7 protein-coding genes are annotated in these 12,886 nt (G+C 69.6%); all 7 read left to right on the plus strand.

Going from position 1 to position 12,886, the window contains the following annotated elements; all coding sequences use genetic code 11:
* The first annotated feature begins 212 nt into the window (after nt 1–212).
* The 7 genes from ACYVC6_RS16990 (at nt 213) to ACYVC6_RS17020 (ending at nt 12,883) form a co-directional block, all read left to right on the plus strand.
* Nucleotides 213–2,825 (plus strand): FtsK/SpoIIIE family DNA translocase, encoded by a 2,613-nt coding sequence (locus ACYVC6_RS16990; RefSeq protein WP_460715620.1) that lies wholly within the window; start codon nt 213–215, stop codon nt 2,823–2,825.
* Nucleotides 2,825–4,267 (plus strand): helix-turn-helix domain-containing protein, encoded by a 1,443-nt coding sequence (locus ACYVC6_RS16995; RefSeq protein WP_460715621.1) that lies wholly within the window; start codon nt 2,825–2,827, stop codon nt 4,265–4,267. Before ACYVC6_RS16990 ends, ACYVC6_RS16995 begins: the two co-directional genes overlap by 1 nt.
* Before the next feature lie 24 nt (nt 4,268–4,291).
* The gene (gene rimO / locus ACYVC6_RS17000) at nt 4,292–5,659 is read left to right on the plus strand and encodes a 30S ribosomal protein S12 methylthiotransferase RimO (protein WP_460716502.1); all 1,368 of its coding nucleotides are present in this window, start codon (nt 4,292–4,294) and stop codon (nt 5,657–5,659) included.
* The gene (pgsA, locus tag ACYVC6_RS17005) at nt 5,656–6,294 is read left to right on the plus strand and encodes a CDP-diacylglycerol--glycerol-3-phosphate 3-phosphatidyltransferase (protein WP_460715622.1); all 639 of its coding nucleotides are present in this window, start codon (nt 5,656–5,658) and stop codon (nt 6,292–6,294) included. Before rimO ends, pgsA begins: the two co-directional genes overlap by 4 nt.
* A gap of 216 nt (nt 6,295–6,510) precedes the next feature.
* The gene (locus tag ACYVC6_RS17010; RefSeq protein ID WP_460715623.1) at nt 6,511–11,994 is read left to right on the plus strand and encodes an ExeM/NucH family extracellular endonuclease; all 5,484 of its coding nucleotides are present in this window, start codon (nt 6,511–6,513) and stop codon (nt 11,992–11,994) included.
* Nucleotides 11,991–12,518: a CinA family protein gene (locus tag ACYVC6_RS17015; RefSeq protein WP_460715624.1), complete on the plus strand. Its 528-nt coding sequence runs from the start codon at nt 11,991–11,993 to the stop codon at nt 12,516–12,518. The genes ACYVC6_RS17010 and ACYVC6_RS17015 overlap by 4 nt, the downstream gene beginning before the upstream one ends.
* Before the next feature lie 32 nt (nt 12,519–12,550).
* A complete protein-coding gene (locus tag ACYVC6_RS17020; protein ID WP_460715625.1) occupies nt 12,551–12,883 on the plus strand; it encodes a helix-turn-helix domain-containing protein in 333 nt (110 codons plus the stop codon).
* Nucleotides 12,884–12,886: the final 3 nt, after the last annotated feature.

The raw sequence follows: 12,886 nt of genomic DNA on the forward strand, positions 1-12,886 counted from the left end.
TTGACGTGTTCCCCGTGTGACTACGCGCGCCCAGACCGGTGCACGTGGTCGCACCCTAGTCACCGCGTCCTGCCGGGGTAAAGAGCGATCGGAGGATCGCCGGTTCTTTCACCCCGGAGGAGGAAGCTTTGTCGCTGCCATGCGACGGGCGTGGGCAACACGCACTCGTGTGGTGCGTGTGGCAGGAGTGACTGTCACCTACGTTGGTGACCATGGCGACCCGTACGTCTTCCCCGCCGGGTCAGCGAAGCCGAGCCACCACCCAGACCAAGGCACGCAGCACGTCCCGGGCTGCGAGCGCAAGGTCGAGGCAACGGAGCGGCTCCGCGGCGGCGCGGAAGTCCCCGCAGAAGAAGCGCGGCTCATCCGCGAAGCGCCGTCCCGCCCCGCGCGCGGTGCGCAACGGACGGGGTCCGGTCGCCCGCTTCTTCGACGTGCTCTTCCGCGGCCTGGCCGCGATCTGGCTGGCGGCTGCACACGCCATCGGAGGCGTGGCCCGGAGCATCGGCCGGAGCGCTCGAGACCTCGACCCGGAGCACCGCCGGGACGGAGTGGGTCTGCTGATCCTGGCGGTGGCTCTGGTGACCGCGGCGGCGGTGTGGTTCCAGCTCGGCGGCGACGTGATGGGAGCGATGCGGGTCGCCGTGACGGGCACTGTCGGCAAGGTGGGTTGGCTCGTCCCCCTCGCCCTGGTCGTCGCGTCCTGGCGCAACCTGCGTGACCCCGTGCACAACGGCCCCGCCGGCCGACAGGTCGTCGGCTGGCTGTCGCTGGCGCTGGGCGTGCTCGGGGTGGTGCACATCGCGAACGGCAGCCCCCAGCCGGTGGCCGGTGACGCCGGCCCGCTGCGCGAGGGCGGTGGCGCGATCGGCTACGTCGTCTCGTCCCTGCTGCTCGACCTCCTGCGGTCGCCGGCGGTCGTGGTGCCCGTGCTGATGCTGCTGGCGTTCTTCGGGATCCTGGTCATCACCGGCACTCCTCTCTACCGGCTCCCCTCCCGGCTCGGCGAGGTGCGCGACCGCGCCCTCGGCCGGACACCGGCAGACGAGGGCGACGACGCCCTTCCGACCCGGCCGATCCGGGCCCGCGGCCGCGGGCGAGCCCTGGACGACTCCGGCCTCGACGTCTACGCCCACGACCCGGCGTACGACAGCCCCGTGCTCGAGGACCGCGAGGTCAAGCGGCGCAGGCGCAAGGGCGCAGCGGTTGACGAGACGGGCGCCACGGACGCCCTCGAGCCGGTGGCAGACGTGCGTGTCGAGGACGAGGCGCTCAGACCGAACAGCGGGGTGGACCTCGAGCCGCCCCCGCACTCGCCGATCCCGCAGCGCGTCGAGCAGCTGGCCCTCTCGGGCGACATCGTCTACAGCCTGCCCGGCAACGAGATGCTCAAGCCGGGATCGCCGCACAAGGCGAGGTCCAAGCTCAGCGACGACGTCGTGCACCGGCTGACCACGGTGCTCGAGGAGTTCGACATCGACGCCCAGGTCACCGGCTACACCCGGGGTCCGACCGTCACCCGTTACGAGGTCGAGCTCGGTGCCGCGGTCAAGGTCGAGAAGGTCACCGCGCTCGCCAAGAACATCTCCTACGCCGTGGCCTCGGCCGACGTGCGCATCCTGAGCCCGATCCCTGGCAAGTCCGCCATCGGCATCGAGATACCCAACCTCGACAAGGAGATCGTGTCGCTGGGTGACGTGCTGCGCTCCGGGGCGGCGCGCACCGACCACCACCCGATGGTCTGTGGCCTCGGCAAGGACGTCGAGGGCGGCTTCGTGGTCGCCAACCTCGCGAAGATGCCGCACCTGCTGGTGGCCGGCGCGACCGGCTCCGGCAAGTCGAGCTTCATCAACTCGATGATCACCTCGATCCTGATGCGCTCGACCCCCGACGAGGTGCGGATGATCATGGTCGACCCGAAGCGGGTCGAGCTGAACGCCTACGAAGGCGTGCCGCACCTGATCACGCCGATCATCACCAACCCCAAGAAGGCCGCCGAGGCGCTGGCCTGGGTCGTGCGCGAGATGGACATGCGCTACGACGACCTCGCCAACTTCGGGTTCCGGCACATCGACGACTTCAACAAGGCGGTCCGGGGCGGCAAGGTCACCGTGCCCCCGGGCTCGGAGCGCGAGCTCACGCCCTACCCCTATCTCCTCGTCATCGTCGACGAGCTGGCCGACCTGATGATGGTCGCGCCGCGCGACGTCGAGGACGCGATCGTCCGGATCACCCAGCTCGCCCGGGCCGCCGGCATCCACCTGGTGCTGGCGACCCAGCGGCCGAGCGTCGACGTCGTGACCGGTTTGATCAAGGCCAACGTGCCGTCCCGACTGGCGTTCGCGACCTCCTCGCTCGCCGACAGCCGGGTCATCCTCGACCAGCCCGGGGCGGAGAAGCTGGTCGGCCAGGGTGACGGGCTGTTCCTCCCCATGGGCGCCTCCAAGCCCGTGCGCGTGCAGGGGTCGTGGGTCACCGAGAGCGAGATCCACGCGGTGGTCAAGCACTGCAAGGCCCAGCTCGAGCCGAGCTACCGAGAGGATGTCACCGCGCCGACGGCGAGCAAGCGTGAGCTCGACGACGACATCGGCGACGACATGGACCTGGTGATCCAGGCCGTCGAGCTCGTGGTGTCGACCCAGTTCGGGTCGACCTCGATGCTGCAACGCAAGCTGCGGGTCGGCTTCGCCAAGGCCGGGCGGCTCATGGACATCCTCGAGAGCCGCGGCGTCGTCGGGCCCAGCGAGGGGTCCAAGGCCCGCGACGTGCTCGTCAAGCCGGACGAGATCGACGCCGTCATCATGACCCTGCAGGGAGAAGCGTGATGATCGAGGTCCGGCGCAATCCCCGGGTCGCGGCAGTCGCCGCCGGGCTCTCGGGTCTCGTTGCCTCCGCCTACTTCGTCCGGGCCGCCGGCGGTGGCAGCATCGTGGACTGGCTGGTGTTCGTCCTGCTCGCGCTCCTCACGGCAGCACACCTCTACACCTGGCGCGACGCCCGCACTCCCTTGTTCGTGGCCGACGACCTCGGCGTCCGGGTGCGGTCCGGCTGGACCTGGCGCGGCATGCCGTGGGCCGACATCGAGGAGGTCGAGCACCTGCCGCGGCGGGGACTGCTGCGCGACGGCCGGCTCATCCTCTTCCCGCGGGACGGGAGCGACCACGTCGCGACTCCGCTCGGCCTGGTGACATCGGTGACCGGCGCCGGCGACGACCTGACCGCGGCCCTCGCCGGGTTGGCGAGGGACCGCAGCGCCATCGTCGAGGTTGTTCCCGGGATCGAGGACGAGGCCGAGCACGAGGCCGAGCACGAGGTCGGGCACGAGGTCGGACACGAGGTGGAAGTGCTCGAGGGAGACGACGACACGGCGGAGACCTCGGTCGTCGTGGCGAGCCCGACGCCGAGCCCGCTGCGGGAGACGGTCACCGCGGTCCGGGCCGAGGTGCCCTACGAGCCCGAAGCGACCGTGGCGATCGAAAGGGTCCAGGCCGGCGACACCGGTGTGTGGCGCGCATCGACCGTGCTCATCGACGACCTCGCGCACGTGCCCGTCGTCGACCCCGTGATCGGTCCTCAGCTCCGGGCTGCGCGCGAGCGGCTGCGCCTGAGCATCGACCAGCTCGCCGAGCGCACCCGGATCCGTCCCCACGTCATCGAGGCCCTGGAGATCGACGACTTCGTGCCGTGCGGTGGCGACTTCTACGCCCGTGGCCACCTGCGCACCCTCGCCCGGGTGCTCGGTCTGGACGCCGCACCGCTGCTCGAGACCTATGCCGAGCGCTACGCCGATGCCCCCGTCGACCCGCGTCGGGTTTTCGAAACCGAGCTCGCCACCGGACGAGGTGGTCCGATCAAAGGCATCCGCGGCGGACCCAACTGGTCGGTCCTGGTCGCCGCCGTGATGGCGGTGATCCTGGTCTGGTCGATCGCGCGTCTGGTGATGGACCAGCCACCCTCGGTGACCCCGGCCACCCCGAGCCTGGCCAACGGCTCCGCCGGGCTCACCAGCGGTGGTGAGCTCGCACCGCCGGTCGAGGTGCTGCTCACGGCTGCCGGCGGCGGCGCCCATGTGGTGGTCCGCGACGGTGGTGGGCAGGTCGTGTTCAAGGACTCGATCGCGTTCGGAGCCACCCAGGCCCTCAAGGTGAGTCCACCGGTCCGGGTGCAGTCCAGCGACGGGTCGCTCGAGGTGACCGTCGACGGTCGCGAGCACGGTGCCCTCGGGGAGACCGGCCAGACCGCCCAGGACGTTTTCACTGCCAGGTAGGCCGATGGGTAGTCTCGTTCGGTGCTGTCCGTTGCGTTGGTGACCCTCGGGTGTGCCCGCAACGAGGTCGACTCCGAGGAGCTGGCCGGCCGTCTCGAGGCGGACGGGTTCCAGCTTGTCGCGGACCCCGAGTCCGCGGACACCGTGCTGGTCAACACCTGCGGATTCGTGGAGGCGGCCAAAAAGGACTCCGTCGATGCGATCCTCGAGGCCGCGGACCTGCGTGACACCGCGGGTCACGGCGGCAAGGCCCGGGCCGTGGTCGCGGTGGGCTGCCTGGCTGAGCGCTACGGAGCTGAGCTCGCCGAGTCGCTGCCGGAGGCCGACGCCGTGCTCGGCTTCGACGACTACCCGGACATCGCCGCGCGGCTGCGCTCGATCGTGGCGGGGGAGACCCATCACCCGCACACCCCGCAGGACCGTCGGCGTCTGCTGCCCATCTCGCCGGTGGAACGCGCTGGTGCCGAGGTGCCAACGGCCTCGTCCCACCGCAAGCGGCTCGACCGCGCCCCGACGGCGCCACTCAAGCTGGCCAACGGATGTGACCGCCGCTGCACCTTCTGCGCGATCCCGATGTTCCGCGGCTCGTTCGTCAGCCGCCGCCCCAGCGAGGTGCTGGACGAGGCGCGGTGGCTGGCCGACGAGGGTGTGCGCGAGCTCTTCCTGGTCAGCGAGAACTCGACGTCGTACGGCAAGGACCTCGGCGACCTGCGGCTGCTGGAGACGCTGCTGCCCGAGCTCGCCGCCGTCGACGGCATCGCGCGGGTGCGCGTGTCCTACCTGCAGCCCGCCGAGACCAGGCCGGGGCTCATCCAGGCGATCGCGGGCACCCCGGGGGTGGTGCCCTACTTCGACCTCTCCTTCCAGCACGCCAGCAACCCGGTCCTGCGCCGGATGCGGCGTTTCGGCGACGCCGACAGCTTCCTGGACCTGCTCGGCCAGGTGCGGTCGCTCGCCCCGACCGCGGGCGTCCGGTCCAACGTGATCGTCGGCTTCCCGGGGGAGACCGAGCGGGACCTCGAGGTCCTGTGCGACTTCCTGGTCGCCGCGCGCATGGACGTGACCGGCGTGTTCGGCTACTCCGACGAGGACGGCACCGAGGCCGCGTCGTACGACGACAAGCTGGACGAGGACGAGATCCGGGCCCGCGCCGAGCACGTGTCCTCGCTGGTGGAGGAGCTCAACGGCCAGCGCGCCGAGGAACGCGTCGGCGAGGAGGTTTCGGTCCTGGTCGAGGAGGTCACCGACGAGGAGGTCATCGGCCGGGCCGAGCATCAGGGACCCGAGGTCGACGGGGCGACTTCGTTGACCGGCCGGGCCCAGGTGGGCGACATCGTGCGCGCCAGGGTGTTCGGGACCGAGGGCATCGACCTCGTGGCGGCACCGCTGTGACCGACAACAGCCCGGTGGTGCCGGCAAAGCCGAGCAACTACAACCTGCCCAACGCGCTGACGACGTTGCGGATCGTGCTGGTGCCGTTCTTCGGTGCCGCGCTGTTGATGGACGGTGGCGAGTCCATCGCCTGGCGGATGACGGCGTTCGCGATCTTCGTGATCGCCATGATCACCGACAAGATCGACGGCGACATCGCCAGGTCCCGCGGCCTGATCACAGACTTCGGCAAGATCGCCGACCCGATCGCGGACAAAGCGATGACGGGGATGGCGTTCGTCGGACTCGCCGTCATCTTCGACAGCCCCTGGTGGTGGGTGGGGACGATCGCGGTCCTGGTCCGCGAGTGGAGCGTGACGCTCCTGCGGCTCTCGATCCTCAAGCGGATGGTGGTCGCTGCCGACACCCTTGGCAAGTGGAAGACGACCTTCCAGGTCATCGGCCTGAGCGGTCTGGTCCTGCCGTTCCGCGACCCGGACCTGCTGGGCTGGATGGAGACGCCGGGCGAGCTCCTCTACTACGTCGCGGTCGTCCTCGTCGGGGTGGCCGTCGTGCTCACCATGGTGTCCGGCGCGCAGTTCTTCCAGGGCGTCTGGCGCCAGCGCGACCAGCTCAGAAGCACCAGCCACAACTGATTCCGCAGTCAGTACCGTTCCATCCGCATCCTGAAGGGTGAGGGACTTGACGGGCGCTGGATCGTCACCGAGAGTTCATCCTCTACTCGGGTGTGAGCCGGGTTACACCCCATACGGTTTCACCGCTCGGGAGCACGGAACCGTTCCCCAACCCGGCCTCGGCCGAGCCCTTCCCAGGCTCGACGGGGCCTACTTCCACATAGTCGGAGACCCTTGATGCAGGCATTCCGGACGCGCACCCGCGGCCGTCTCTCTGTCCTCGTAGCTCTCGCCATCGCCTTCACCGGCTCGCAGGCCTTCCTGGCCTCGCCGGCCCAGGCGGACGTCTCGACCAAGATCGCGACGTTCCCCTACACACAGGACTGGTCGGACGCGGGTCTGATCACGACGGACGACGACTGGTCTGGTGTGAGCGGCGTCCAGGGCTACCGCGGGGACGCGCTCACCACATCCGGTACCGACCCGCAGACCGTGACGGCGGACGGAAGCGCCACGCCGACCGACGTCATCGCGAACGGCCTGTCAACCAGCACGTCGGGCGGGATCCTCGAGGCCGCAGTCGAGCAGACCGTCGCGCTGCAGGGCAGTGGCACTGCAGACGCTCCCCACGTGGTGTTCCACCTCGATCTGAGCGGTCAGGCCGACGCGCAGTTCTCCTTCGACGCGAAGGACATCGACGGCTCGGCGGACAACTCGGTCCAGCAGGTTGCGGTGCAGTACCGGGTCGGCACCGTCGGCGACTACACGAACCTGCCCGCTGGCTACATCGCCGATGCCTCGACCGGTCCGCTCCTGGCCACCCTCGTGACCCACCGGGACGTCGCACTTCCGGCCGCCACCGACGGCCAGGCGGACGTGTTCGTCCGTGTGATCACTGCCGATGCAGCGGGCTCCGACGAGTGGATCGGGATCGACAACGTCGCGATCACTCTGAACGCCGCGCCCGCGCCAGTCACGGTCGCGTCGCCCGGCGACAAGACCGGCATCGTGGGCATCGAGATCACGCCGTTCGAGCTGTCGGCCACCGGCGGCACCCCGCCCTACACCTGGACGAAGGTGGGCATGCCCCCAGGTGTGACCCTGGCCGCGGACGGCACCGTCTCGGGCACCCCCACCACCGCGGGCAACTACGACCCGGTCGTCGAGGCCACCGACTCCGGCACTCCTGCCCTCTCCGACACCGAGACGTTCTCCTTCGACATCGCGGCGTCGCCCAGCCTGTCCACGATTGCGGAGGTCCAGGGCACCGGTGCCACCACGCCGGTCGAAGGCCAGCTCGTGAAGGTGGAGGGCGAGGTGACCGCGGCCTACCCGACGGGCGGCCTCAACGGCTTCTACATCCAGACCCCGGGCCCGGACACGACCCCGGACGCCTCGGACGGCATCTTCGTCTACGGCGGCTCGGGCGGCTTCACGTCCTACCCTGCGGTCGGCGACTCCGTGCGAGTCATCGGCACCGCCGGCGAGTTCTCGGGCCAGACGCAGATCACCGCGGCCGACGGCGGCGTGTCAACGATTGCCGACCTGCCCGGCGACGTGGTCCTCAAGACCCAGATCCCGGGCGCGGACTGCGCCCTGCCTGGTACCGCCTGTGACGCCTTCCCGGCGCTCAATGCGGCCCGCGAGAAGGTCGAGGGCGAGGCCATGCAGCCCGCCGGTGACTACACCGCCACCGACGTCTACGACTTCGGGCCCTACATCGCCTTCGACGGCGGCAGCTCCAACTCCAGCTCCATGTTCGGCGAGATCGGGCTGGCCGCCAACAGCGACAAGCCGCTGGTGACCCCGACCGAGATCATCGATGCCCAGGCCACGGCGGCGAAGAACAAGCGCATCGCTTACAACAACGCGCACCGGATCGTCCTCGACGACGGGTCGAGCCTCAACTACCGGCAGGCCGCCAACACCGGTCTGCCGTTCCCCTGGCTCACCTCCTCCCACCAGGTGCGGGTCGGGGCTGCGGTGACCTTCCCGGAACCGGTGATCTTCACGTTCGGGTTCAACACCTGGCGGTTGCTGCCGAGCTCACAGGTGGTCGGCGCCCCCGGCCCGAGCCAACCCCAGTTCGAGCAGACCCGCGCCGACGACCTCGCTCCCCAGAACGTGGGCGGCGACCTCAAGCTGGCGACGTTCAACGTCTTGAACTTCTTCCCGACCACCGGCAACGAGTACGTCACCTCCGGCCTCGGCCAGTGCACCTACTTCACCGATCGCGAAGGCAACCAGATCACCAACAACCGGTGCGGGAGCCCGGCAGCCAGCGACGGCAACGGACCCCGAGGTGCCGCCAACGAGATCAACCTCGAGCGCCAGCGGGACAAGATCGTCGCGGCCATCAACACCGCCGACGCCGACATCGTGTCCCTGGAGGAGCTCGAGAACTCCGAGAAGTTCGGGAAGCCGCGGGACTTCGCGATCGACGCGCTGGTCGCCGCGCTCAACGCGGACGCCGGTCCCGGCACCTGGGCCGCGGTGCCCTCGCCCGCAGCCGCAGGCCTGCCGCCGCTTGCCGAGCAGGACGTCATCCGCAACGGCTTCATCTACAAGCCCGCCACTGTGGCCCTCGTGGGTGGTTCGGTCGTGCTGGCCGACCAGTCGTCCCCGGGCGAGGCCTTCGAGGACGCCCGCGAGCCGCTGGCCCAGGCGTTCAAGCGGGTGGGCACCTCCGACGTCGACGCGTTCGCGGTGATCGTCAACCACTTCAAGTCCAAGGGCTCCGGCACGCCGGACCCCGATGGGCAGGGCAACTCCAACGACTCGCGGATCCTTCAGGCCCAGGCCTTGGCGGTCTTCGCCGACTCGTTCAAGGCGCAGCGCGGGATCAGCCGGGTGTTCCTGGCCGGCGACTTCAACGCGTACTCAAAGGAGGACCCGATCCAGGTCCTCGAGGCTGCCGGTTACACCAACCTGGGGTCGACCTTCGACCCGAGCGAGAAGAGCTACAACTTCGACGGGCAGATGGGCTCCCTCGACCACGTGCTCGTCAACGCTGCCGCACTCGCCGACGTCGAGGACGTTGACGTGTGGGAGATCAACGCCAACGAGTCGGTCTACTACGAGTACAGCCGGTTCAACACCAACATCACCAACCTCTACGACACCGGCCCGTTCCGGTCCTCCGACCACAACCCCGAGATCGTCGGCATCGACACACCCGAGCCGGGTGCCACGACCGAGATCCAGATCCTGGGCACCAACGACTTCCATGGCCGGATCGCCAACGACCCGTTCTCGGCGGCTGCCGGGGCGGGTGTGATGGCGGGTGCGGTCAAGCAGCTACGCGCGGACAAGCCCAACACGGTGTTCGCGGCGGCCGGTGACCTGATCGGCGCCTCGACGTTCGAGTCCTTCATCGCCAACGACAAGCCGACGATCGACGCGCTCAACGAGGCGGGTCTCGAAGTCTCGGCCGCGGGCAACCACGAGTTCGACCAGGGCTATGACGACCTGGTCAACCGGGTCATGGCCGCCTACGACCCGACGACCAACCCCGATGGTGGCGCGGAGTGGGAGTACATCGCGGCCAACGTCCGCAAGGACGTGGACGACAGCCACGCGCTGGCGCCGACCTGGACCCAGCAGTTCGGCACCATCGAGGTCGGGTTCGTCGGGGCGGTGACCGAGCACCTGCCGGAGCTCGTCAGCCCGGCTGGGATCGAGGAGATCTACGTGACCGACGTCGTCGACGAGGTCAACGACGCGGCTGACGATCTCAAGGCGGACGGCGCGGACATCGTGGTGATGCTCGTGCACGAGGGTGCGCCCAACACCAACTGCGCCGACATCGCGGCACTGGGTCCCGAGACGGACTTCGGCTCGATCGTCCAGGGTGTCAGCGACGACGTGGACGCGATCGTGTCAGGGCACACGCACCTGGAGTACAACTGCTCCTTCCCGGTGCCCACCTGGGTGAGCCAGGGTCGGGCCGTGACCGAGCGGCCTGTGGTCTCCGCCGGGCAGTACGGCGCGGCGCTGAACCGGATCGTCTTCACCGTCAGCAGCACCACCGGTCAGGTCGTAGCGAAGACGCAGTCGGTGCTGAAGCTGAAGGCCGCCAACGGTGGTCCGTTCAACTACCCGGTCGACGCGCCGACGCAGGCGATCGTGGACGCGGCGGTCGCGGAGTCCGAGGTGCTCGGGGCGGCGCCGCTCGGCGAGATCGACGGTCCGCTGAAGCGGGCCAAGTTCGCCAATGGCACCACCGAGAACCGCGGTGGGGAGTCCAACCTCGGCAACCTTGTCGCAGAGGTCCAGCGTTGGGCCACCTCGACCCCGACCGCGGGGGCTGCGGAGATCGCGTTCATGAACCCCGGTGGTCTGCGTGACGACATGCTTGGTGTGCCGCCGGGCGCCGGCGACCCGGACTACCCGCGGACGCTGACCTACAAGCAGGCCGCTGTCGTCCAGCCGTTCGCCAACACCCTGGTCAACATGGACCTGACCGGTGCTCAGATCAAGACGGCGCTGGAGCAGCAATGGCAGCCGGTCGGCTCGTCGCGTCCGTTCCTGAAGCTGGGGATCTCCGAAGGCTTCACCTACACCTCGGACCCGACCGCCGCGGTCGGCGCGCGGATCACGGGGATGTGGCTGGACGGCACGGCGATCGAGCCAGCGACTCTCTACTCGGTGACCGTGAACTCTTTCCTGGCTTCGGGTGGCGACAACTTCGGCGTGTTCACCGCCGGGTCCGGCAAGCAGGACACGGGTCAGACCGACCTGCAGGCGATGGTCGACTACATGGACGAGTTCGCCAACACCGGTGAGGGCGACGACCCGCTGCCCGTGCCGTCGAAGCAGAACGGCATCGGGGTCGCGTTCCCGGCCGGCGCTCCGGCGTCGTACGCGCCCGGTGAGACAGTCACCTTCGACGTGAGCGGTTGGTCCTTCGCCAGTCCGAGCGACCCGCGCGACACCGAGGTCGTCGTGGCTCTCGGCGGTACCACCTTGGGATCGTTCCCGCTCGACAACACCGCGCCGACGGCGAACCCGCCGTTCGACACCATCGGCGCGGCCACCGTCGACGTCGTCCTCCCGGCCGGCACGCCCGAGGGGGCCACGACCCTCACCCTGTCGGGCGCGACGACAGGGTCGGAGTTCCCCGTGGTCGTGAACGTGGAAGGCGGGGACCCGGTCGAGCCGGTGCTGTCGGTGTCCGCGCCGACGATGACCTACGGCAAGTCGTCGGTGGTGACGGTCAACGTGACCGCGACCGGTCAGACGCCGACCGGCACCGTGGAGGTCAAGAACGGCGCCACGGTCCTCGGCAGCGGACCGGTGGTCGCGGGCACCGCCTCGATCACGCTGCCCGCCCGCTCGCTGCCGCCGGGTACGGCGGCGCTGACCGCGGTCTACTCCGGTGACGCGAACGTGGCGGGGAAGACGGCGAGCTTCAGCCAGACCGTCGTCAAGGCGACACCGGTGGTGAGCTTCACCGTCAAGCCCGACACGATCAAGGCGGGCCTGACCAAGGCCAGGATCAAGGTGGTCGTCACCGCCGACGGGGTCGTCCCGGTCGACGGAACGGTCCGGATCTTCGTCAAGGGCCAGGGCGCCGAGACGGTCACGCTCGTGAACGGCAAGGCCAAGCGCAAGCTGGACGTGTTCAACAACCCCGGCAAGCGCAAGGTCAGGGTCAAGTTCCTGGGCAGCGACTTCGTCGAGACCGCGACGAAGAAGGGATCCCTTACCGTCATCGCATGACGGCCGGGAGGACCACGAAGGACCCGAAGCGGGACGCCCTCCGCGAAGCCGCGGTGGTCCACGGTCTGCTCCTCGAACGGGAGCAGACCGTGGCCACGGCGGAGTCGCTGACCGGAGGGCGCCTCGGGATGCTCCTGACCGAGACCCCCGGGTCGTCGGCGACCTACGTCGGCGGGGTGGTCGCCTACGCGACCGCTCTCAAGGTCGCGGTCCTGGGCGTCCCCGAGAGTCTGGTCGAGGCCCACGGGGTCGTCTCCGCAGAGTGTGCGAGAGCGATGGCGCAGGGGGTGCGGGCACTGACCGGTGCCTCGTTCGGGGTGAGCACCACCGGTGTCGCGGGTCCCGAGCGGCAGGAGGGCAAACCCGCCGGCACCGTGTTCGTGGCCGTGGTCGGCCCGGACGAGGAGTCCATCGTCGCCCTGGAGCTGGCCGGGTCCCGGTTCGACGTCCGCGACCGGACCTGCGCAGAGGCCCTGTCGGCGCTCGCTGACATGCTGCGCGGGAAGAAACCGGCGCTCGGGTAGCGTTTGACCCACCGACCCGGAAGGAGACCCGCATGGTGCTGTTCCGCCGACTTCTCGGCGACGTGCTGCGTGCCCAGCGGATGCGCCGTGGCATGACGCTGCGCGAAGTCTCCGCCGAGGCCCGGGTCAGCCTCGGCTACATCTCCGAGATCGAGCGCGGGCAGAAGGAAGCCTCCTCCGAGCTCCTGGCCTCGCTGTGCGGGGCGCTGGACATGCCGCTCTCCGACGTGCTGCGCGAGGTGTCCGATGCGGTCGCCCTCGAGGAGGCCGCGATGGCGCTGGAGGTCGCCTCGCTCGATGTCGCGAGCCTGGAGGTCGCAAGCACCGGCCTACGTGGACCTGATGTGGTCGCGTCCGCGGCATAACCC

Source organism: Nocardioides dilutus (assembly GCF_054779555.1).

What these genes read in the sequence shown, in the direction of transcription:
- ACYVC6_RS16995 (WP_460715621.1), top strand. Translation starts at nt 2,825, where the DNA reads ATGATCGAGGTCCGGCGCAATCCCCGGGTCGCGGCAGTCGCCGCCGGG.
- ACYVC6_RS17020 (WP_460715625.1), top strand. Translation starts at nt 12,551, where the DNA reads ATGGTGCTGTTCCGCCGACTTCTCGGCGACGTGCTGCGTGCCCAGCGG.
- ACYVC6_RS17010 (WP_460715623.1), top strand. Translation starts at nt 6,511, where the DNA reads ATGCAGGCATTCCGGACGCGCACCCGCGGCCGTCTCTCTGTCCTCGTA.
- ACYVC6_RS16990 (WP_460715620.1), top strand. Translation starts at nt 213, where the DNA reads ATGGCGACCCGTACGTCTTCCCCGCCGGGTCAGCGAAGCCGAGCCACC.
- ACYVC6_RS17015 (WP_460715624.1), top strand. Translation starts at nt 11,991, where the DNA reads ATGACGGCCGGGAGGACCACGAAGGACCCGAAGCGGGACGCCCTCCGC.